Raw genomic sequence first — 22,159 nt, forward strand, 5'->3', positions numbered from 1 at the left:
CGCACCACCATCGTGCGCTCGACGGACTCGCGGCGGGCGAGGAACTCGGCCTCCGAAATCACGTGGCGCTTGCGGGATTCGGCGCGGCGATCCGCGCGACGGCGGCGCTGCGCCTCCAGGCGCGTCGAGCCCTTGATGGCCACCGGCTCATCGACGACCGGCACCTCCGGCTCGGACTTCGCGTCCTGCTCGTCACGCTTCCGGTCGTCGTCCTGCTTGGCGACGCCCGCGTCCCCGCCCTTCGGCGAATCCGCGTCGGCGGCGCGATCGGCGGAACCGGCGGCATCGCCGGCGTCATCCTGGCCACCGCGACCGCGGCCTCGGCCACGACGGCGGCGACGCGGGCGGGGCTCGCGCTGACCGGAGTCGTCCGAGTCGCCGGAGTCGGAGCCGTCGGCGTCGGCTGCGTCGGCCGAAGCGGCTGCGTCGACGGCGTCGGCGATCGCATCGGCGTCGGCGTTGGACGTGTCGGCCGAGACGACGGAGACCGGCTCCGGCGCCATGAACACCGGGATCGCGAACGCGGGCTCGGCCGGCGGCGGAGTCACCGGCGGGACGACCTCGACGAGGTGATCGTCCTCGGTCGTGGCCTCGTCGGCGGCCTCGGGCGCATCCGGGGCGTCGGCGACGATGGTCTCGGCGACCTCGACGTCGTCGGCCTTCTTCGCGGGGGCGGCGGACTTCGAGGCAGTGCGCTTGGCGGTGCGGCGGGAGCGCGAGCGGCGCGTGGCCTTCTTCGGGGTCTCCTCCGCCGCATCCGTGGTCTGCTCGGCGGCGGTCTGCTCAGCGTCGGCGGACTCGGCGGTCGGCTCGACCGGGGTCTCCGAAACCTCGGGAGCCTCGGCGACGATGGTTTCGGCGACGTCGACGTCGTCCGCCTTCTTCGCCGGCGCGGCCTTCTTGCCGGCGGTGCGCTTGGCCGTCTTGCGGGAGCTCTTCCTGGCGGTGGTCTTCTTCGCCGGCTTCTCGGCCTCCGCCTGCTCATCCTTCTGGCCCTTGTCGGGCTCGTCGGTCTTCTCGGCCTCTTCGACCTTCTTGGCAGGCTTCTTGGCGGCGCTCTTTCGGGTGGTCTTCTTCGCGGCCTTCTTGGCGGGCTTCTCGGCCGGCGCCTTTTCGGCCGGGGCGGTGGACTGCGCGGCCGCCGGGCCGTCGTCAAGCGAACCCGCACCGGCGACCGCATCGAGGAAGCGATCCCGGTCCGCCGCCGCCACCGACGATGACGCCGACTTCACCTCGACGCCCAACTCCCCCAGGGCGGCGATCAATTCCTTCGACGTGACGCCCACGGCCTTCGCCAGGGCATGCACGCGCATCTTCTCCGGCGCCGCCGCCCGATCGAAATCACGGGCGCTCGACACGGTGTTGTCGCTGAAATCCAGCACGATATGCGGTTCTCCTCAAGCCGCCCGGCCCACGCGCCGACCAGCGCAAACGCGCGCTGATCCGGGGGCCGCGAAAGCGACGATCGTCGTTTTATTCAAGCTTTGTCGTCGTACGGGCGTTCTGCGGTCAACGTCGTTTCCGATAAATCGCGGAGCGAACGCGGCGTACGCCCGCCATTGTCGCACACCCGCCCCACCCTCGCCGCCATGCGCACGGCCCAAACATGCGAAAACCGGCTCCCCGCAAGAAAATGCGGGGAGCCGGCGACGATGGCCCCGCCGAAAACCGGCGGACGACCGCTGCTTAGAGGTTCGGGAACCAGATGCCGATCTCGCGCTCGGCGGACTCCGGCGAATCGGAGCCGTGGACGATGTTCTCCGCGACCTCGAGGGCGAAGTCACCGCGGATCGAACCCGGGGTGGCGGCCTCGACCGGGTTGGTGCCGCCGGCCAGCTGGCGCCACGCGGCGATGGCGTTCGGGCCCTCGACCACGCCGGCGACCAGCGGGGCGGAGGTGATGAAGTCCACGAGCTCGCCGTAGAACGGGCGCTCCTTGTGCTCGGCGTAGTGCTCCTCGGCGGTGGCCTTGTCGGCGACGCGGAGGTCCATGGCCACGAGCTTCAGGCCCTTGCGCTCGATGCGGGCGATAACCTCGCCGACGAGGCCGCGGCGGACGCCGTCGGGCTTGATCAGAATCAGAGTGCGTTCGGTCATGCAGGGAAGCATACTTGCCGCCCTCCGGGCATGCGCACCTGCGTCAAGTGACCCCCGTCACCCGGCGGCCGTACCCTGTGCACCATGCCCGACGACACGTCCCGCCCGGCCCTGGTCTGGTTCCGCGAGGACCTTCGCACCACCGGCCACGCCGCCCTGGCCCGCGCCGCCGAATGCGGCCCCGTCGTAGGCCTGTACGTCGCGGAGCAATTGCCGGCCGGAGAGACCGCGACGGACGAGCCCGGCTCCCCTCCCCTGGGTCCGCGCCCGCTGGGCGGCGCCGCGAAGTGGTGGCTGCACCACAGCCTTCATGCGCTTGCCGACGACCTCGCCGGGCACGGAATCGAGCTGCACGTGGCAGCCGGCGATCCGCGCGACATCGTGCCCGCGATGGCCGCGGAGCTCGACGCCGTCACGGTCACGTGGCACCGCCGCTACGCCCCGGGTGCCCGGGCCCTCGACGCGCAAATCAAGGCCGTCCTGCCCTCCGCGTCGTCGCACCCCGGCCACCTGCTCAACGAGCCGTGGGACGTGGCCACGAAACAGGGTCACCCGTACAAGGTCTTCACGCCCTTCAGCCGCGCCGCCATCGACAATCTGGGCGCGGTGGAGGTCTCGGCGATGGATGAGGCGGACGCCGCGGAGGTCGTGGCGGACACGGCGCCGGACGCCGACTCCGTCGCCTCTCCGGACGCGCCGCGGCTCCGCGGGCGCGGCGTATCGAGCGACGACCTGCGCTCCACCCACGCGGCCATAGACGCGCTCGCGCTGACGCCGGATCATCCCTCCCGCGACGAACCGGATTGGGCCGCCGACTTCGGCCGCCACTGGACGCCGGGAGAAAAGGGCGCGCGCGAACGCCTCGCCGGATTCATCGGGCGCCTCGCCGAGGGCCCCTCCCCGGCCGATCGCCGTGCCTCCGTCGACGATCTCGAGCACCGCTACGCCACCGGCCGCGACTACATGGCCCTCGACGCCACGAGCCGACTGTCGCCGCACCTGCGTTTCGGCGAGATCAGCCCGCGACAGGCCTGGGACGCCATCACCGGGGCCATCGACGCCGGCGAAGTGCCTGCCACCGACGGCGAATCCTTCCTGCGGCAGCTGCTGTGGCGCGACTTCGCCTGGCACCGCCGGTTCCACTTGCCGCATCTGGACGCCGCCAACACCCGCACCGCATTCGACGCCTTCCCCTGGGCCTGGTTGCCCGGGGAGCCCGACGCCGCTCGAGAGGCGGAGATCCGCGACGCGTTGTCCGCCTGGCGGCGCGGGACCACCGGCTTCGGCCTCGTCGATGCCGGCATGCGCGAGCTGTGGGCCACCGGCCACATGCACAACCGGGTGCGCATGCTCGTGGGATCGCTGCTGACCAAGAACCTCGGCATCCACTGGCGCCACGGCGAGGAATGGTTCTGGGACACGCTCGTCGACGCCGACGAAGCGAGCAACCCGTTCAATTGGCAGTGGGTCGCGGGCTCCGGCGATGACGCCGCGCCGTACTTCCGCATCTTCAACCCGGAATCGCAGGCCACCCGCTTTGACCCGACGGCGGCGTACATCCGGCGGTGGGTGCCCGAGTTCGGCACGCCCGCCCACCCCGCCCCGATGGTCGACCTGCGCGAATCCCGGGCGGCTGCGCTGGCGGCGTACGACATGACGAAAAACGCCGGATAGCCGACGGCCTCGCGGGGCCGCCGTCCATCCGGCGCTGGTATCGCGCGAGCCCCCCTCGGGGAACGCCGGGAAAGCTACATGTGCTGCGTCGTCAGCAGACCGCGGTTCATGCGTTCGATAAGGTTCTTGCGCAGATGCAGGATGTACGCCCACACCAGCGCGAAGAAGATGCCCACGAAGCCCATGGACCAGTGCGCGAGGATCGCCAGCACGCCGAAGACCTGCAGCACGATGTTCGCGGGCAGCGCCCACGGCTTCTTCTGCAGGAACGCCATGACCACCATGGCCAGTCCGAGCAGCGCGATGTACCAGATGGCGAAGGTCGTTCCGAACAGTCCGCCGCCATCGACGCGCGCGACCACGGTGAGCCCCAGCCACACGGAAATCGCCTGCATGATCAGGGTGCCGGCCATGACGCCGCGCAGCCCCTTCATCGGGTCCTTCTCCGGCTCGTGGCCGGCGCCCAGCGGCCCGTACTTGCCGCCGTCGGACAGGTCGCGCCCTTCGCGGTACGCGCGCAGTTCCTCCGCGGTCATGTCGGCTTGACGACGGCCCGCGTCGTCCGCGCCCGGCGTTCCGGTGGATCGGTCGTCGGTCATTGGGGGTCCTTTCCGAACAGGGTCCGCGCCTCGCCGGCGGTGACCACCGAACCGGTGACCACCACTCCCGAGCCGCTCACGATGCCGTCGCCGGAGTCGGTCTCCTCCGCCAGCGCGATGGCCAGCTCGACCGCCGACGGCAGCGTGTCGATGCGGTGAATGCGTTCCTCGCCGTAGATCTGCTCGGCCAGGTCGGCCAGATCATCGACGTGGAGGGCGCGCGGCGACGAATTCTGCGTCACCACGAGCTCCTCGAAGTAGGGCTCGAGCTCTTCCAGGATGCCGCGGGCGTCCTTGTCGCCGAGCACCGCGACGACGCCGACGACCTTGCGGAACTCGAACTCCGCCGTCAGCGCCTCCCGCAGGGCCTTCGCCCCGTGCGGGTTGTGGGCCGCGTCGACGAACACCGTCGGCGTGGACCGGACGCGCTCGAGGCGGCCGGGCGACGTGACCGTCGCAAAGCCCTCGCGAACCGCGTCGATGCTCAGGGGACGGCCGGGGCCCGCCCCGAAGAACGCCTCCACCGCGGCGAGCGCCGTGGCCGCGTTGCGGGCCTGGTGCGGTCCGTGCAGCGGCAGGTGGATGTCCTCGTATTCGCCGGCCAGACCGCGCAGCGTCAGGTTCTGCCCGCCGACGGCCAGGGTGTGCGACACGACGCCGTACTCCGCGCCGGCACGGGCGACCGCGGCGTCGCATTCCACGGCGCGGGCCAGCAGGACCTCCATGGCCTCCGGTTCCTGCTCCGCGATGACGGCGACGTTGTCCGGCGGGGACAGCAGATCGTCGGCGTTCCAGCGGGACTTGATGATCCCCGCCTTCTCCCCCGCGATCTCCGTCAACGTGTCGCCGAGGTAGTCGGTGTGGTCGCGCCCGACCGGGCACACCACCGCGACGTCGGCGTGGGCGACGTTGGTCGCGTCCCACGTGCCGCCCATGCCGACCTCGACGACCGCGACGTCGACGGGGGCGTCGGCGAAGGCCGCGTAGGCCATCGCCGTGAGCACCTCGAATTTGGACATGCGGGGGCCGCCCTCGGCCTCCGAGGCGGCGTCGACCAGCTCCACGTAGGGCTGGATCTCTCGCCAGATGCGCACGTAGTCGCGCGGGTGCAGCGGGGCGCCGTCGATCGCGATGCGCTCGGTGGCCAGCTGCAGATGCGGGCTGGTGGTGCGGCCCGTGCGGCGGCCCAGCGCGCGGACCAGCGACTCGATCATGCGGACCGTCGACGTCTTGCCGTTGGTGCCTGCGACGTGGATGACGGGCGCCGACCGCTCGGGATTGCCGAGCAGATCCATGAGCTTCTCGATGCGCTCCAGCGACGGATCGATCTTCGTCTCCGGCCACCGGGTGTCCAGCTCCGCCTCGACGGCGGCCAGCTCGGCGAGATCCTCCTGCGTGATTTCCTCCGACGCCGGGGCGTTGACCGGCTGGTCGACGTCGACGGGCAGGCTCAGGCCCTCCTCGTCCATCGACACCGCGCCGAACCGGCCCAGCAGGTCGACGTCCGCGCCGCCGTCGCGCTCCTCCGCCGCGGCCTGGACGCCATCGGACGCCGGCGAGGACTCGTCGAGCGCATCGCCCGACAGCTCCGCCGCCAGCTCACGGGGCTCGGTGTCTTCCACGATCTCGGCCGTCGCCGGATCGAAGCCGTCGTCGTCGGAAAGCTCCAGCGGCTCAGCCGAAGCGTGCCCGGCCTCCCCGGGAACCTGGTCGGCCGGGGCGAGGTCATCGAGGATCAGACGGATCTCGTCGTCGCCCCTGTCGTCGTCGTTGCGTCGCGTCATGCCTTCGGCAGTCCCTCGAGTCGGGCGGTGATGCGCTCGATCTCCTCGCGCGCGACCTGGTTGCGGGTGCGGATCTTGTCCACCACCGCATCCGGCGCCTTCGCCAGGAAGGACTCGTTGCCCAGCTTCTTCTCGGTGCCCGACAGCTCCTTCTCCGCGACGGCGAGGTCCTTCTCCAGGCGCTTGCGCTCGGCGGCGACGTCGACGGTGCCGGAGGTGTCCAGCTCGACGGTGACCGTCGCGGTGGACAGGCGGACCTCGATGGAGGCGGTGGCGGTGAAGCCGTCCTCGGGGGCCTCCAGGCGCGCCAGCGAGCGGACGATGCCCTCCTGCGCCGACAGGTCGGCGGCTGCGGCGTCGAAACGCGCGGGCACGCGCTGCGACGGCTTCACGCCCTGGTCGGAGCGGAAGCGGCGGACCTCGGTGACCAGCTTCTGGGCGTCGTCGATGCGCCGGGCGGCGTCGGCGTCGGTCCCGGCGCCGCCGTTGGCCTCGCCGGCGGTGGGCCAGGAGGCGATGACCAGCGACTCGGGCGTGCCCTCGTCGCCGTCGGTCAGCGCCTTCCACAGCACCTCGGTGACGAACGGGATGGTCGGGTGCAGCAGGCGCAGCAGCGTGTCCAGCACGTGGCCCAGCACCAGGCGGGTCGACTCGGAACGGGCCGCCTGCTCGGCGGTCGGCTCCTCGCCCTCGGCCAGGCGCGGGAAGTCCACCTTGGACATCTCCAGGTACCAGTCGCAGAACTCGTCCCACGCGAAGTGGTACAGGGCCTCGTTGGCCTTGGCGAACTCGTACTTGTCCAGCGCACCGTCGACGTCGGCGCGGACCTGCTCCAGGCGGTCCAGGATCCAGCGGTCGGTGTCGGTCAGGGTCTCGCGCGCCGGCAGCTCGCCGACGTACGCGCCGTTCATCAGCGCGAAGCGGGTGGCGTTGAACAGCTTGGTGGCGAAGTTGCGCGAGCTCTGCGCCGAATCCTCGCCCACCGGCAGGTCCGAACCCGGGTTGGCGCCGCGGGCCAGGGTGAAGCGCAGCGCGTCGGCGCCGTAGTCGCGCACCCAGTCCAGCGGGTCGATGCCGTTGCCCAGGGACTTGGACATCTTGCGGCCCTGCTCGTCGCGCACCAGCCCGTGCAGGAACACGTCGGTGAACGGAATCTGCGGGCGACCGCCGGTGCCCTCGCCCAGCGGCGAGTTCGGCAGGGTGGCGGCGAAGGTCGAGAACATCATCATGCGCGCGACCCAGAAGAACAGGATGTCGTAGCCGGTGACCAGCACCGACGTCGGGTAGAACTTCGCCAGCTCCGGGGTGGCCTCCGGCCAGCCCATGGTGGAGAACGGCCACAGCGCCGACGAGAACCACGTGTCCAGCACGTCGGGGTCCTGCGTCCAGCCCTCGCCCGTCGGCTCGGCGTCATCCGGCCCCACGCACACGATCTCGCCCTCGGGGCCGTACCAGATCGGGATGCGGTGGCCCCACCACAGCTGGCGGGAGATGCACCAGTCGTGCATGTCGTCGACCCAGTCGAACCAGCGCGGCTCCTGCGACGCCGGGTGGATGACGGTGTCGCCCTCGCGAATCGCGTCGCCGGACATCTTGGCCAGCCGGTCGACCTTCACCCACCACTGCTCGGACAGTCGCGGCTCGATGACCTCGCCGGAGCGCTCGGAGTGGCCCACGGAGTGGACGTAGGGGCGGATCTCCTTGACGATGCGCCCCTGCTCCCGCAGCGCCTCGGTCACGGCGGTGCGCGCCTCGAATCGGTCCATGCCGTCGAAGCGGGTGCCGGTGCCGGCGATCGTGCCGGTCTTGTCGATGACCTCCGGCATGTCCAGATCGTGCCGCTGGCCCATGGCGAAGTCGTTGGGGTCGTGCGCCGGGGTGATCTTCACCGCGCCGGTGCCGAACTCCGGGTCGACGTAATCGTCGGCGATGACCTGCAGCGTCAGGTCGTCGCGGAACGGGTGCGGCAGGGTCTTGCCCACCAGCGCCGTGTAGCGCTCGTCCTCCGGGTGCACGGCCACCGCGACGTCGCCCAGCATCGTCTCGACTCGCGTGGTGGCCACGACGATCGACTCGTCGCCGTCGCCGTAGCGGAAGGACACCAGCTCGCCGTCGCGGTCCTCGTACTTGACCTCGATGTCCGAGATCGCGGTCTGCAGCACCGGCGACCAGTTGACCATCCGCTTGGCGCGGTAGATCAGGCCCTGGTCGAACAGCTCCTTGAAGATGGTCTGCACCGCACGCGACAGCCCCTCGTCGAGGGTGAAGCGCTCCCGGGACCAGTCGACGGAGTCGCCGATCTGGCGCATCTGGCCGCCGATCTTGCCGCCGTACTCCTTCTTCCACTCCCAGACGCGGTCGATGAACTCCTCGCGCCCGTAGTCGAAGCGGTCCTTGCCCTCGGTCTCCTTCAGCTGCGCCTCGACCTTGGTCTGCGTGGCGATGCCCGCATGGTCCATGCCCGGCAGCCACAGCACCTCGAAGCCCTGCATCCGCTTGCGGCGGGCCAGCGCGTCCATCAGCGTGTGGTCCAGCGCGTGGCCCATGTGCAGCTGGCCGGTCACGTTCGGCGGCGGCAGCACGATGGAGTACGCCGGCTTGTCGCTGGTGGCGTCGGCGGTGAAGTACCCGGCATCCACCCAGCCCTGGTAGAGGTCCGCCTCCACCTCGGAGGGGTTCCACGACTTCGGCAGATTGTCGGCGCGGTTCGGAAGATTCTCGGCGTTGGTCACGTCGGACAGTCTAGAGGGTCGCCCGGATCGCACCGCCCACCACGTCGGCGGCGGGTGCCCGGGCATGGCGAAGGGGCCGTCGCAAAGCATCGTGCTTTGCGACGGCCCCTCCCGGACCGGTCCGATCCAGCTACGGAAGCGGGACCTACGGCAGCAGGTCGGCGACCGCCTCGCGCTCGGCGCGCAGCTCGGCGACGTTGGCGTCGATGCGGGCGCGCTGGTAGTCGGAGATCTCCAGGCCCTGGACGATTTCCCACTTGCCGTCCACGGAGCGGCACGGCATGCCGGTGACCAGGCCCTCGTCGATGCCGTAGGAACCGTCCGACGGCAGGGCCACGGACACCCAGTCATCGCCCGGGACGCCCTGGACCCAGTCGCGCATGTGGTCGATGGCCGCGGAGGCGGCGGAGGCGGCCGAGGAGGAACCGCGGACCTCGATGATCTCGGCGCCGCGCTTGGCCACGCGCGGAATGAAGTCGTCGTCCAGCCAGGACTGCTCGACCAGGTCGGAGACCTTCTCGCCGCCGACGGTGGCGTAGGTGACGTCCGGGAACTGCGTCGCGGAGTGGTTGCCCCACACGACGACCTTCTCGAACTCGGTGACCGTCCGGTCCAGCTTGCCGGCCAGCTGCGACAGGGCGCGGGAGTGATCCAGGCGCATCATCGCGGTGAAGCGGTCGGACGGGATGTCCTTCGCGTGCTCGTTGGCGATGAGGGTGTTGGTGTTGGCGGGGTTGCCGACGACCAGCACGCGGATGTCGTCCGCGGCGTGATCGTTGAGGGCCTGGCCCTGCGGGCCGAAGATCTTGCCGTTGGCCGACAGCAGGGCGGAACGCTCCTCGCCCTTGCCGCGCGGCTTCGCGCCGACGAGGAACGCCGCGTTGGCGCCGTCGAAGGCCTGCTTCGGGTCATCGGTGATGGTGATGCCGCGCAGCAGCGGGAAGGCGGAGTCCTGCAGTTCCATGGCGACGCCCTCGGTGGCGCCGAGGGCCGCGGGGATCTCGAGGAGGCTCAGCTCCACGGGGACGTCGTAGCCGAAAACGTCGCCATGGGCGAGACGGAAGAGCAGGGAGTACGAGATCTGGCCGGCGGCGCCGGTGACGGCGACCTTCACGGGGGAAACGCTCACGATTGTCCTTTCCTGGGATTCGCTTACGGAGTCAACGATATAGGCCAACCGGCGACTGCGCAGATGGGGGAGGACGGGTCCACCGGGTGACGAATCTGGATAGCATGAAACGGGTCCGCCCCTGCATTTTCCCTTTTTCTTGCCGCGTACAGCGCAAAACCGGGGCAGACACCCCCGAACATCGACGGGGCACCACCCGAAACCGTGGAAAGGCGACTCATGAAGGCAACAGGGAGCACCGACGCGATCCCCCACGCCGTCCTCGAAGCGGCGCTCGGCGAATTCACCGCCAAGGGGTACGCCGATGCCCGCCTCGACGCCATCTCGTCGTCGTCCGGCGTCTCCAAGCGCATGCTGCATTACCACTGCGGCGACAAGATGGGCCTGTACCGCACGACGATGAATCACGTCCTCGGACTCCTGCGCCCCGACCCGGAGGCCCTCCGGGTCGACTCGGAGGTGCCCGTCGACGTGCTGCGCCACGTGGTCGGCGTCATCTTCGACTGCTTCGCCCACAACCCGTCGGCCGTGCGCTTCATCGCCCAGGAGAACATGCACCCCATCCTGGAACTCGAAGAATCCTCCGCGATGGCCGAGCAGTCCCCCATCGTCCTCGAATTCGACCGGGTGCTCCTCCTCGGCCGCGACTACGGCGCCTTCCGCACCGACGTCTCCGCGCTCGACATCTATTACATCGTCGCGTCGATGGCCCAGTTCCCCACCCTCAACGAACGCACCTTCTCCAACCTCTACAGCCTCGAGCTGACGTCGGAGACCCTCATCGACCGCCTCCGCGAGATGGCCCGCGACGCCGTCACCGGCTTCCTCACCGCATCGACCACCTGGCAGCACGGCACCTCCTACGTCACCACCACCCCCCGCCGGAAAGTCGAGCCGCGCCTCGTCGACGAGGTCTACGCCGACGACTCCCCCGCGATCCTCGACGAACGAGCCGACGGCGACGTCGCCCCCGCCTTCGCGGACATGTACGACGACGGCGACGAATAGCTTCCGAGTGAACGGCCCGGCCCCAAACGAACGGGGGTCGGGCCGTTCACTCGTCCGCCGGCGACTGGCTTGCGGTCCGTGCCTCTGTTTCGGTTCTTCGCTTGGCGACGGTGGGGCCGGGTCGTCGTCAAGCCTCTTCCGATTGCGCTCGGACTCGGGACGCGGCGTACTCTTTAGTTCGACGTTTATCTAACTAAAGGAAGGTGTGCAGTGACCGCTCCCGCCCCCACGGCGCCCCCGCAGGCCCGGATGTCATTCCTGGATCGGTGGCTCCCCGCGTGGATCATCCTCGCCATGGCCCTCGGCCTCGCGCTCGGCCGATTCTTCCCCGGCATCGGCGACGCGCTCGGCGCGATGGAAGTCGGCGGCATCTCACTGCCCATCGCCCTCGGCCTGCTGGTGATGATGTACCCACCGCTGGCGAAGGTCCGCTACGACAAGGCCGGCGAAATCGCCGCCGACAAACGGCTCATGACCGTCTCGCTGCTGCTCAACTGGGTGATCGGCCCCGCCTTCATGTTCGCCCTGGCCTGGATCTTCCTCCCCGACGAACCCGCCCTGCGCACCGGCCTGATCATCGTCGGCCTCGCCCGCTGCATCGCCATGGTCCTCGTGTGGAGCGACCTGTCCTGCGGGGACCGCGAGGCCACCGCCGTGCTCGTGGCCATCAACTCCGTCTTCCAGGTGCTCATGTTCGGCGTGCTCGGATGGTTTTACCTGCAGATCCTGCCGTCGTGGCTCGGGCTGGAAACCACCAGCGCCGAATTCTCCTTCTGGTCCATCGTCATCTCCGTCGTGGTGTTCCTGGGAATCCCGCTGCTCGCCGGCGTCGTCTCCCGCATCGCCGGCGAGAAGACCAAGGGCCGCGACTGGTACGAGTCGACCTTCATCCCCCGCATCTCCCCGCTCGCGCTGATCGGCCTGCTGTACACGATCGTGCTGCTGTTCTCCCTGCAGGGCGAGCAGATCACCTCGCAGCCGTGGACCGTCGCCCGCCTCGCACTGCCGCTGCTGGCCTACTTCGTGGGCATGTTCCTCATCGCCCTCGCCGCCTCGAAGGCATCCGGAATGAACTACGCCCAGTCCGCGTCGGTGTCCTTCACCGCCGCCGGCAACAACTTCGAACTGGCCATCGCCGTGGCCATCGGCACCTTCGGCGCCACCTCCGCCCAGGCCTTGGCCGGCACCATCGGCCCGCTCATCGAGATCCCCGTCCTCGTCGGCCTCGTCTACCTCATGCTGTGGCTCGGGCCGAAGCTGTTCCCCGGCGACGCGACGCTGCCGCCCCGCTGACGAGCAGGCAATGGCACCGACGCGACAACGGCCCGGCCCCAAACGAACGGGGGCCGGGCCGTTGCCGCGTCGGCGTCGTAAAGCGAAAAGCTACGCGCTGCGCTCGTCGGGCTCCGCGAGCACCAGCTCCGGGGCCTCGCCGTCGGTGACGCAACCGCGGCGGATGACCACCTGCGCGATGTCGTCGCGATCCGGCACGTCGAACATCACGGGCACGAGGATCTCCTCCATGATGCCGCGCAGGCCGCGGGCGCCCGTCTTGCGCTCGATGGCCTTCGCCGCGATGGCGTGCAGCGCGTCCTCGTCGATGCGCAGCTCCACGCCGTCCATCTCGAAGAGGCGCTCGTACTGGCGCACCAGCGAATTGCGCGGCTCGGTGAGCACGCGGACCAGCGCGTCCTCGTCGAGGTTCGTCACCGACGCGATGACCGGCAGGCGGCCGATGAACTCCGGGATCAGGCCGAAGCGGATCAGATCCTCCGGCAGCACCTCGCCGAACGGATCGACCTCGTCGACGTCCGACTTCGAGTGCACGTCCGCGCCGAAGCCCAGGCCCTTCTTGCCCACGCGCTCCTGCACGACCTTCTCCAGGCCAGCGAACGCGCCCGCCACGATGAACAGCACGTTCGACGTGTCGAACTGGATGAACTCCTGGTTCGGGTGCTTGCGCCCGCCCTGCGGCGGCACCGCGGCGACCGTGCCCTCGAGGATCTTCAGCAGCGCCTGCTGCACGCCCTCGCCGGAGACGTCGCGGGTGATGGACGGGTTCTCCGACTTGCGGGAGATCTTGTCCACCTCGTCGACGTAGATGATGCCCCGCTGCGCCTTGGCCACGTCGAAATCCGCGGCCTGCAGCAGCTTGAGCAGGATGTTCTCCACGTCCTCGCCCACGTAGCCCGCCTCGGTCAGGCTGGTGGCGTCGGCGATGGCGAAGGGCACGTCGAGCTTGCGGGCCAGCGTCTGCGCCAGGTGCGTTTTGCCGCAGCCCGTCGGGCCGAGCATGAGGATGTTCGACTTCGACAGCTCGACGTCGTCGCGCGCGCCCTGCTCCTCGGCGCGGATGCGCTTGTAGTGGTTGTACACCGCCACGGCGAGCGTGCGCTTGGCCACGTCCTGGCCGATCACGTACTCGTCGAGGAAGTCGCGGATCTCGGCCGGACGCGGCAGGCGATCGCCCTTCTCCTCCGGGGCCGAGCCGACGTTGAGCTCTTCCTCGATGATCTCGTTGCACAGCTCGATGCACTCGTTGCAGATGTAGACGCCCGGCCCGGCGATGAGCTTCTTGACCTGCTTCTGGCTCTTCCCGCAGAAGGAGCATTTCAGCAGATCGGCGCTTTCCTGCATACGTGCCATATCCGGTCTGGCCCCACTTCCCTGGTCGTGTCTTCGGCGGTTGTCGGTGGCTGGTTCACCCGCCGCCTCCTGGGTTCAACCCCGTCGGCGGCCCCGATATTCCGCTGCCCCCGCGTTACCGCCGCGGGCGCAATCGCCCCAAGCCTAGCCGCATGCCCGGATCAGCCCCATCAGCCACGGGGACCGGCGCGCCGCCGCGTGCTTTCCGCTTTACGACGGGCCGGCGTCCCTGTTTTCGCGGCGAGACTTTTGGGCGCTCCGGGATCGGAGAGGTCGGCGCGGCCGGCGCGGTCAGCGCAATGAACGGGCGGCGGCGATGAGCGGGATCTGCAAGGGCAGGCGCCCATAGGCGATGGCGCGCTTCGAGGGGCTCTTGCCGCGCCAGTCCCAGGCCATTTTGATGTTGCCCACCCAGAGGGCGGTGAGCAGTACCGCCGCGACCGTTGCAGCGGCGCTGCGGGTCCGCGGCATTAGAAGCGCCGCCGCAGTGCCGACCTCGATGACGCCGGACCCGACCGTCCAGGCGCGCTTCGGGCCGGGCAGGAATTCCGGGATAAGTCGGTCGACGACGCGGGCGGTCTTCGGCGGGAAGTGCAGGGCTCCGACTCCGGCCAGCGGCACGACGACTGCGGCGAGGCGCACGGGTTCGGGGATCTGCATGGGCATGGCGACACTCCTCGACGAATCATTCATGGGGACCGGCGCCGAAACTCCACGTAACCGGCATTCCCACCTTACGTGACCGACACCCGGCCACTGCTCGATCGGCGCTCGATCGGCGCCCGACTACTGCTCGATCGGCGCTCGACCACTTCCCGGCGGCCATTCAGGTGCCGACGAACATGTCCATGGTCCACAACCAGCCCGCTTGTTCGCATGTCGCACACATTGCCGTATCGTGAACCAATACGTACGGTGAGACCCACCTCACATGTCCGCCCCACCCAACGGTGCGCCCGACCCGCAGGCACGCCCGACGAAAAGCCCCGGCGGCGCATCCCGGCGGGAAACCGAGGAACGGCCACCGAAGTCATGCCACGGAGACCCATGAACACGACCACGACCAGCGACGCGCCAACACAGGCACCGACGGCGAAACGCAGAAGGCCGAAGGCCCTCCTCGCCCTCGAGCCGTCGACGGCGACGAGACCCGGGATCCGCACGATCCTGTCCGACATGACCGCGACGTCGGTCGGCAACGCCTTCGTCGCATTGCTCTTCGCCGCATCGGGCCCCGTGGCGGTGATCCTCGCGGCGGCCGCCGCGGCCAACGGCGGCGAGGGCCTGAGCGGTGACCTGGTGTCGTCGTGGATCTTCGGCGTCTTCCTGGGCAACGGGCTGCTCACCATCGTGATGAGCTGGTGGTACAAGTCCCCGCAGGCGTACTTCTGGACGATCCCCGGCACCGTCATCGCCGGCGACGCACTGTCGCACCTATCCTTCGCCGAAGTGCTCGGCGCCTACCTGCTCACCGGTGTGCTGATCATCTTCCTCGGCTGGACCGGGCTGGTCGCCCGCGTGATGGACGCCTTGCCGCCACAGGTGGTCATGGCCATGGTCGCCGGCATCTTCCTGCGGTTCGGACTTGAGCTCATCGACGCCTCACTGGCCGACCCGATGATCGCCATACCGATGATCCTGATCTTCGTGGCACTGTCGACCATCCCGGCCGCCGCGAAATTCGCGCCGCCGGTGGCGCTGGCCGCGGGCATCGGCACCGCGACCGCGCTGTTCTTCGGCCGCCTCGCCGACGGCGCCCTCGACGGCGGCATCGTCGCCGCGCCCGTGCTGACCATGCCCACGTTCTCCTGGGCCGCGACGATCGAGCTCGTCATTCCACTGGCCATCACCGTCGTCGTGGTGCAGAACGGGCAAGGCGTGGCGGTCCTGCGCGCGGCGGGGCACCATCCGCCGACCAACGTCGCCGCGACCGCGTCGGGCGTCGCCACCATTCCCCTCGCATTCCTCGGCTCCACCCCGACCTGCCTGACCGGCCCGACCAACGCCCTCCTCGTCGCGGAAGGGCACAAGCGCAACCACTATGCGGCGGCGATCGCCTGCGGCGTGATGTCCATCGGCGTCGGCCTCATCGCCCCGGCCTTCACCGGTTTCATCCTGGCGATGCCGGCGGCGTTCATCGCGACGCTCGCGGGCGTGGCCATGTTCACGCCGCTGAAGAACGCGTTCCTGGCCGGGTTCTCCGGCGGGGCCTCCGCGGGCGCGCTCACCTGCTTCCTGGTGACCTTCTCCGAACTGAGCCTGCTGGGCATTTCGGCCCCGTTCTGGGGCCTCGTGTTCGGCGTCGCCGTGACCAAGCTGCTCGATCGCACCCCTCAGTCACCCCCGAAGGGCCGCTGACCGTACAGCGAACACATTGGCCCCCGCCGCCGGAATGGACGCCATTCCCGCAGGCGGGGGCCTTGTTCGTGTCGCGAACCAGCCGTTACGCCCCCGATTTCGCGTACGCCCTGCGAACCCGAGCGAAAGTGTCCCCTCTCACAAAATTGTCCGTTTGTGACGGTCGCCACGCGATGTAGATTCCTTGCAACGGCAAACGTTCACCCACCGCATCACAGTTCGCATTCCGAACAGCATCCTCGCGCATCCCACGTGACCGCGCGGGCAACCGCGAATCGAAGATGCGCGGGCGAACCGGCCGACGAGACCCGAACAAGGAGCCCCCTTTTCCATGAGCCACTCCCCGTACCAGGCGCCCCGCCGCCAGGGCCGAAACGCCGCCGCGGCGCACGCTTCCGCCACCGGCAACCCCGCCACCACCGCCACCACAGCCACCACCGGAGCTGCTTCGTGCGACGGCCCGTGGGCCTCGCCGACGCACAAGCGCACGGTGCTGCTCGTCCTCACGGTCGTCGCCACGGCGATCCTCTTCGACGGCTATGACCTCGTCGTCTACGGCGCGGTCCTGCCGACCCTGCTCGCCGACCCCTCCCAGATCGGCGCCCTGACGCCGGAGACCGCGGGCACGCTCGGCGCATGGGCGCTCATCGGCGTCCTCGTCGGCGCGCTGACCGCCGGCGCCGTCGGCGACAAGTTCGGCCGCAAGCGGGTCATGCTCGTCGCGTCCGTCTGGTTCTCGGCGGGCATGGCCCTCACCGCGCTGACGACGTCGACGCTGACCTTCGGATTCTTCCGCTTCCTCACCGGCGTCGGCGTCGGCATGATCGTCGCCACCGGCGGCGCCATCATCGCGGAGTTCGCGCCGCGCGGCCGCAAGAACCTGTTCAACGCCATCGTCTACTCGGGCATCCCGGCCGGCGGCGTCATGGCGTCGGTGCTGGCGATCCTGCTTCTCGACGCCATCGGCTGGCGCGGCCTGTTCCTCATCGGCGCCTCCCCGCTGCTGTTCCTGGTGCCGCTGATCATTTTCGCGCTGCCCGAGTCGCCGCGATGGCTCGTGTCCGTCGGCCGCACCGAGGAGGCGCTGGCCGTGTGCGACAAGCACGGCCTGCCCATGTCCGATTTCATCCCGTCCGCGTCGCGCATCGCCGACGCCGAGCCCGAACCCGCCGAGAAGGTCGGCTACGCGGCGCTGTTCTCGCGCAAGTACGCCATCGGCGCGCTGCTCATCGGCTTCATGAGCTTCACCGGCCTGCTGCTCACCTACGGCCTGAACACGTGGCTGCCCAAGATCATGGAGGGCGCCGGCGGCCAGGCCAAGGGCTCCCTGCTGTTCCTGGTCGTCCTCAACGGCGGCGCGATCGTCGGCGGCCTGGCGGCGTCGTGGCTGGCCGACCGCGTCGGCGCCAAGCGCGTCGTGGCCGGCACGTTCCTCATCGCCGCCCTGTGCCTGGTCATCCTGCCCATGAACCTGCCGCTCGGCGTCCTCTACGCAGCGGTCGCCATCGCCGGCTTCGGCACCATCGGCACGCAGGTGCTGGTCTACGGCCTGACGGCGAACTACTTCGGCACCGAGGCCCGCGCCGCCGGCGTCGCATGGTGCGCCGGTTTCGGCCGCATCGGCGGCATCCTCGGCCCCGTCATCGGCGGCCTGATCATCGGCGCCGGCCTGTCGTCCGGTTCGGCGCTGTACATCTTCGCCGGTCTCGCCCTGATCGGCAGCGTGCTCACCGCCCTGGTGCCGCGCTCCCCCGCCAAGGACGATCGCGTCGAGCTGCTCCCCGAGCCCGAGCACGCCACCTCCCCGGCCACCGCTTCGGCCAACGCCCCGGTCACGGCAGCCAAGTAACCGCGAAGGCGTTCACGCAAGAGTCCACGCACGAATCAGCGCCCCGGCCGAATGGCCGGGGCGCTGGTCGTCGTAAAGCGGAGGAACCTTAAGCGGACAGGCTCTCGGCGACCGCGAACGGCGCGTCGGTGACGGCGCGGACCGACTCGACGGTCTCGCCCTCGGCGCACTCCAGGAGGGTCAGGCCCTCGGTGGCGTCGACCGAGAACACGGCATAGTTGGTGACGATCATGTCCACGCACTTCGCGCCCGTCAGCGGCAGCACGCACGCCGGCAGGACCTTGGAAGCGCCCTTCTTGGTGACGTGATCCATCATCACGATGATCGACTTCGCGCCGTGGACCAGGTCCATCGCGCCGCCCATGCCCTTGACCATCTTGCCCGGGATCATCCAGTTGGCCAGATCGCCGAACTGCGACACCTCCATCGCGCCGAGGACGGCGACGTCCACCGACCGCGAACGGATCATGGCGAAGGAATCCGACGACGAGAAGAAGGAACCGCCCTCGGCGATGGTGATGGTCTCCTTGCCGGCGTTGATCAGCTCGGGATCCACGGCGTCATCGGTCGGGTACGGGCCGACGCCGAGGATGCCGTTCTCCGAATGGAGCACGACCTCGAGGTCATCGGGCAGGTAACCCGGGATGAGCGTCGGCATGCCGATGCCCAGATTGACGTACTGGCCGTTGACCAGCTCCTTGGCCACGCGCGCGGCCATCTGCTGCTTGGTCCAGGTCACTTGTCGCTCACCGTCCTGTTCTCGATGCCGGTCTCCTGCGGGCCGACCACGACCACGCGATCGACGTGGATTCCCGGCAGATCGACCTCGTTCGGGTCGATCGAATCGACCAGGTGCTCCACCTGGGCGATGGTCGTCTTGCCGCTCATGGCGGCGTCGGGGTTGAAGTTCATGGCCGTCTTGTTGAAGACGAGATTGCCGTAGCGGTCGCCCTTGTGGGCGTGGACCAGCGCGAAGTCTGCGCGGATCGACTCCTCGAGCACGTAGAGCTGCCCGCCGAACTCGCGGGTCTCCTTCGGCTTCGACGTCTCGGCGACCGTGCCGTCGGCGTTGTAGCGCACCGGCAGACCGCCCTCGGCGACCTGCGTGCCCACGCCGGCGGTGGTGTAGAACGCCGGGATGCCCGCGCCGCCGGCGCGCATGCGCTCGGCCAGGGTGCCCTGCGGCGTGAACTCGACGGACAGCTCGCCGGCCAGGTACTGGCGCGCGTACTCCTTGTTCGACCCGATGTACGAGCCGATGGTCCGGCTGATGCGCCGGTCCTCCAGGAGCGTGCCCAGGCCGAAGCCGTCGGTGCCGCAATTGTTGGAAATGATGGTCAGGTCGCCGGAGCCGAGTTCGCGCAGCGCGGCGATGAGGACGGAGGGGATGCCGACCAGGCCGAAACCGCCCACGGCGATGGACGCGCCGTCGGGGATGTCGGCCACCGCGGCATCTGCGGAGGAAATGGTCTTGTCAAGCATGACCGAAACTGTACACTGGTGTTCGCAGGTTGTACAGTGGTTCGCATAGCGCACTGCGTCGCCAAGCAAAAACACCACCGCCGACCGCACGACCCGAGCCCCCGAGAGGTCCCCATGAACGAACCGAAGGCCCCCGACGCCCTCCACGTCCAGTCCCTGGCACGCGGGCTGTCCGTCATCCGCGCATTCGGCGCCGAACGCCCGCGGCAGACGCTGGCGCAGGTCGCCGAGGCCACCGGGTTGGCCCGCGCCACCACCCGCCGCTTCCTGCACACGCTCGTCGACCTCGGCTACGCGGGCACGGACGGCTCCGAGTTCTGGCTCACCCCGCGCATTCTCGAGCTGGGCTACTCCTACCTGTCCAGCCTGTCGCTGCCGGCCATCGCCCAGCCGCGACTGGAGCAGCTGTCGGCCCGCGTCGGCGAGTCCAGCTCGATGTCGGTGCTCGACGGCTCCGATATCGTCTACGTCTCGCGCGTGCCGGTCCGGCGCATCATGACCGTGTCCATCACCCTGGGCACCCGCTTCCCCGCCTACGCCACGTCGATGGGCCGCGTGCTGCTGGCCGATCTGCCCGCCGACGACCTCGACGCGTACTTCGCCGCCACCGAGGTCGAGCGCCTGGCGCCGCGATCGCTGGGCACCGAGAAGGAGCTGCGCCGCGAGCTGAAGCAGATCCGCGCCCAGGGCTGGGCGCTGGTCGACCAGGAGCTCGAGCCGGGGCTGCGCTCCCTGGCCGCCCCCATCCGCGGCACCGACGGCCGGACGGTGGCGGCCATCAACGTTTCCACCCAGACCGCCGCCCACGACGTCGACGACCTCCTGCGCGACTTCCTCCCCGCCGTCCTGGAGACGGCCACCACCATCGCCGGGGACCTCGCGGCCCAGCGGCACTGACGCATCGCGCCGGGTCCGCACGTGCTCCGGCCGACTGCTTTGCGACGACCACGTTTCACCGATCCACCCCAAGAGAAGAAGACGAAAGGCTCCCCATGACCACCTCCGGCACCAACCCCGACAACGCCAAGAATTCCGACAACGCCACCGGCACCGGCACCGCCAAGAACCCGGACGACATCGTCCTGTGCGCTCCCCTGCGCACGCCCGTCGGCCGCTACGGCGGCGCCTTCACCGAAGTGCCCGTGCAGGACCTGGCCTCGACCGTGGTGCGCGAGATCGTCGCCCGCACCGGCATTTCCGGCGATGACGTCGACGACGTCATCCTGGGCCAGGCCAACCCCAACGGCTCCGCGCCGGCGCTGGGCCGCATCGTCGCCCTCGACTCCGGCCTGGGCGAGTCGGTGCCGGGCATGCAGCTCGATCGCCGCTGCGGCGCCGGCCTGCAGGCCGTGGCCACCGCCGCCGCGCACATCGCGTGCGGCGCCGCCGAGCTGATCATCGCCGGTGGCGCGGAGTCCATGAGCCGCACCGAGTACACCGTCGACTCGAAGGTCCGCTGGGGCGCCAAGGGCGGCGACATGACCTTCCGCGACCGCCTCTCCGAGGCCCGCGCCACCGCCGGCGGCAAGGACCACCCGATCCCCGGCGGCATGATCGAGACCGCCGAGAACCTCCGCCGCGAATACTCCATCACCCGCGAGGCCCAGGACGAACTGTCCGCCGAGTCCCACCGCCGCGCCGTCGCGGCCCGCGACGGCGGCGTCTTCGCCGAGGAGATCGTCCCCGTCGCCGTGCCCGGCAAGCGCCGCAAGGATCCGGCGATCATGATCGCGGCGGACGAGCACCCGAGGGCGGGCACGACCGTCGAAAAGCTCTCTGCCCTGCGCCCGGTCATGGGCCGCCAGGACGACGAAGCGACCGTGACCGCGGGCAACGCATCCGGGCAGAACGACGGCGCCGCCGCGATGATCGTGACCACCCGCGCCAAGGCCGCCGAGCTGGGGCTGGAGCCGATGGCGCGGCTGGCCGGTTGGGCCGTGGCCGGCGTCGCACCGGAGACCATGGGCATCGGGCCGGCGCCGGCGACCGCGAAGGCGCTCGGGAGACTGGGCCTGACCCTCGACGACATGGACCTCATCGAGCTCAACGAGGCCTTCGCCGCCCAGGCGCTGGCCGTCCTGTCCGAGTGGGGCGTGGCCGCCGACGACCCGCGCCTGAACACCCACGGCTCCGGCATTTCGCTGGGCCACCCCGTCGGCGCGACCGGAGCACGCATGCTGGTCACCCTCTGCCACGAGATGGCGCGCCGCGACGACGCCCGCCTGGCGCTGGCGACCATGTGCATCGGCGGCGGGCAGGGCCTGGCCGCCGTGCTGGAGAAGGAATAGCGGACCAACGGACATAAAGGAGAACCCATGATCCTGCACCACGTCGAATACGGCGCCGAGCACGACGGCGATCCCGTCGTCTTCCTCGGTTCCATCGCATCCACCACCGACATGTGGCTGCCGCAGCTCGATGCGCTGTCGGCCACGCGCCGCGTCATCGCGCTCGACCATCGCGGTCACGGCCAGTCGCCGGACCCGGACGTCGCACCCGGCGAGACCACTTTCGATTCGCTTGCCGACGACGTCCTGTCCACCCTCGATTCGCTCGGCGTCGGGAATTTCGACGTCGTCGGCCTGTCGCTCGGCGGCGCGCTGGCGCAGTACCTGACGGCGACGTCGGGGCGCGTGACGCGGGCGGCGTTCCTGTGCACCGCCGCGTACTTCGGCGGCGACGACAAGTGGCTCCCGCGGGCGGAGCTGACCCGTGCCGAGGGCATGGCGCCCATGGTCGACGGCGTCGTCGGCCTGTGGTTCACCGAGGAGTTCCGCGCCGCCAACCCGGCGACCACCGAG

18 protein-coding genes are annotated in these 22,159 nt (G+C 69.8%); 8 read left to right on the forward strand and 10 right to left on the reverse strand.

What is annotated here, in order from left to right:
• On the reverse strand, positions 1-1,382 hold a 1,382-nt coding region (locus GX015_RS05820; RefSeq protein WP_291343521.1), incomplete at its 3' end, for a translation initiation factor IF-2 N-terminal domain-containing protein.
• A 304-nt stretch (positions 1,383-1,686) separates the two neighbouring features.
• Positions 1,687-2,097: a nucleoside-diphosphate kinase gene (ndk, locus tag GX015_RS05825; RefSeq protein WP_291343523.1), complete on the reverse strand. Its 411-nt coding sequence runs from the start codon at positions 2,095-2,097 to the stop codon at positions 1,687-1,689.
• Between the two features lie 84 nt (positions 2,098-2,181).
• On the opposite strand from ndk, the gene GX015_RS05830 reads away from it, so the two are divergent.
• A complete protein-coding gene (locus GX015_RS05830; protein WP_291343525.1) occupies positions 2,182-3,771 on the forward strand; it encodes a deoxyribodipyrimidine photo-lyase in 1,590 nt (529 codons plus the stop codon).
• Positions 3,772-3,845: 74 nt separating this feature from the next.
• Here GX015_RS05830 and GX015_RS05835 read toward each other — a convergent pair whose 3' ends face one another.
• The 4 genes from GX015_RS05835 to GX015_RS05850 form a co-directional block, all read right to left on the reverse strand.
• Positions 3,846-4,307, reverse strand: a complete 462-nt coding sequence (locus GX015_RS05835) for a DUF4233 domain-containing protein (RefSeq protein WP_291343542.1) — start codon at positions 4,305-4,307, stop codon at positions 3,846-3,848.
• A gap of 59 nt (positions 4,308-4,366) precedes the next feature.
• Positions 4,367-5,839, reverse strand: a complete 1,473-nt coding sequence (locus tag GX015_RS05840) for a folylpolyglutamate synthase/dihydrofolate synthase family protein (RefSeq protein ID WP_291343543.1) — start codon at positions 5,837-5,839, stop codon at positions 4,367-4,369.
• 311 nt (positions 5,840-6,150) lie between these two features.
• Entirely contained in the window at positions 6,151-8,886 is a 2,736-nt protein-coding gene (locus GX015_RS05845; RefSeq protein ID WP_291343526.1) for a valine--tRNA ligase, read from the reverse strand.
• Positions 8,887-9,031: 145 nt separating this feature from the next.
• Complete coding sequence (locus tag GX015_RS05850; RefSeq protein WP_291343527.1) at positions 9,032-10,015, reverse strand: malate dehydrogenase; 984 nt, start codon at positions 10,013-10,015, stop codon at positions 9,032-9,034.
• Between the two features lie 219 nt (positions 10,016-10,234).
• On the opposite strand from GX015_RS05850, the gene GX015_RS05855 reads away from it, so the two are divergent.
• The gene (locus GX015_RS05855) at positions 10,235-11,023 is read left to right on the forward strand and encodes a TetR family transcriptional regulator (protein WP_102213837.1); all 789 of its coding nucleotides are present in this window, start codon (positions 10,235-10,237) and stop codon (positions 11,021-11,023) included.
• A 249-nt stretch (positions 11,024-11,272) separates the two neighbouring features.
• A complete protein-coding gene (arsB, locus tag GX015_RS05860) occupies positions 11,273-12,316 on the forward strand; it encodes an ACR3 family arsenite efflux transporter (protein ID WP_291343544.1) in 1,044 nt (347 codons plus the stop codon).
• A 90-nt stretch (positions 12,317-12,406) separates the two neighbouring features.
• On the opposite strand, the gene clpX is transcribed toward arsB, so the two are convergent.
• Positions 12,407-13,669 (reverse strand): ATP-dependent Clp protease ATP-binding subunit ClpX, encoded by a 1,263-nt coding sequence (gene clpX, locus GX015_RS05865; protein WP_291343530.1) that lies wholly within the window; start codon positions 13,667-13,669, stop codon positions 12,407-12,409.
• A gap of 291 nt (positions 13,670-13,960) precedes the next feature.
• Positions 13,961-14,335: a hypothetical protein gene (locus tag GX015_RS05870; protein ID WP_291343531.1), complete on the reverse strand. Its 375-nt coding sequence runs from the start codon at positions 14,333-14,335 to the stop codon at positions 13,961-13,963.
• A 381-nt stretch (positions 14,336-14,716) separates the two neighbouring features.
• Here GX015_RS05870 and GX015_RS05875 point away from each other — a divergent pair, with 381 nt between their 5' ends.
• Positions 14,717-16,027 (forward strand): benzoate/H(+) symporter BenE family transporter, encoded by a 1,311-nt coding sequence (locus GX015_RS05875; RefSeq protein WP_291343532.1) that lies wholly within the window; start codon positions 14,717-14,719, stop codon positions 16,025-16,027.
• Between the two features lie 331 nt (positions 16,028-16,358).
• On the forward strand, positions 16,359-17,876 hold the full coding sequence (locus GX015_RS05880; RefSeq protein ID WP_291343534.1) for an aromatic acid/H+ symport family MFS transporter: 1,518 nt from the start codon (positions 16,359-16,361) through the stop codon (positions 17,874-17,876).
• Between the two features lie 88 nt (positions 17,877-17,964).
• On the opposite strand, the gene GX015_RS05885 is transcribed toward GX015_RS05880, so the two are convergent.
• Both GX015_RS05885 and GX015_RS05890 read right to left on the reverse strand, forming a co-directional pair.
• Positions 17,965-18,615, reverse strand: a complete 651-nt coding sequence (locus GX015_RS05885; RefSeq protein ID WP_291343535.1) for a 3-oxoacid CoA-transferase subunit B — start codon at positions 18,613-18,615, stop codon at positions 17,965-17,967.
• Positions 18,612-19,358 carry a CoA transferase subunit A gene (locus GX015_RS05890; protein WP_291343537.1) on the reverse strand — a complete coding sequence of 249 codons (747 nt, stop codon included), beginning with the start codon at positions 19,356-19,358 and terminating at the stop codon, positions 18,612-18,614. The genes GX015_RS05885 and GX015_RS05890 overlap by 4 nt, the downstream gene beginning before the upstream one ends.
• A 114-nt stretch (positions 19,359-19,472) precedes the next feature.
• On the opposite strand from GX015_RS05890, the gene GX015_RS05895 reads away from it, so the two are divergent.
• The 3 genes from GX015_RS05895 to GX015_RS05905 form a co-directional block, all read left to right on the forward strand.
• Positions 19,473-20,255 carry an IclR family transcriptional regulator C-terminal domain-containing protein gene (locus GX015_RS05895; protein WP_291343539.1) on the forward strand — a complete coding sequence of 261 codons (783 nt, stop codon included), beginning with the start codon at positions 19,473-19,475 and terminating at the stop codon, positions 20,253-20,255.
• 95 nt (positions 20,256-20,350) lie between these two features.
• A complete protein-coding gene (locus GX015_RS05900) occupies positions 20,351-21,646 on the forward strand; it encodes an acetyl-CoA C-acetyltransferase (protein ID WP_291343540.1) in 1,296 nt (431 codons plus the stop codon).
• Positions 21,647-21,673: 27 nt separating this feature from the next.
• On the forward strand, positions 21,674-22,159 hold a 486-nt coding region (locus GX015_RS05905; protein WP_291343541.1), incomplete at its 3' end, for an alpha/beta fold hydrolase.

The organism is Corynebacterium sp. (genome assembly GCF_012837295.1).
In the GTDB taxonomy this organism is placed as follows: domain Bacteria; phylum Actinomycetota; class Actinomycetes; order Mycobacteriales; family Mycobacteriaceae; genus Corynebacterium.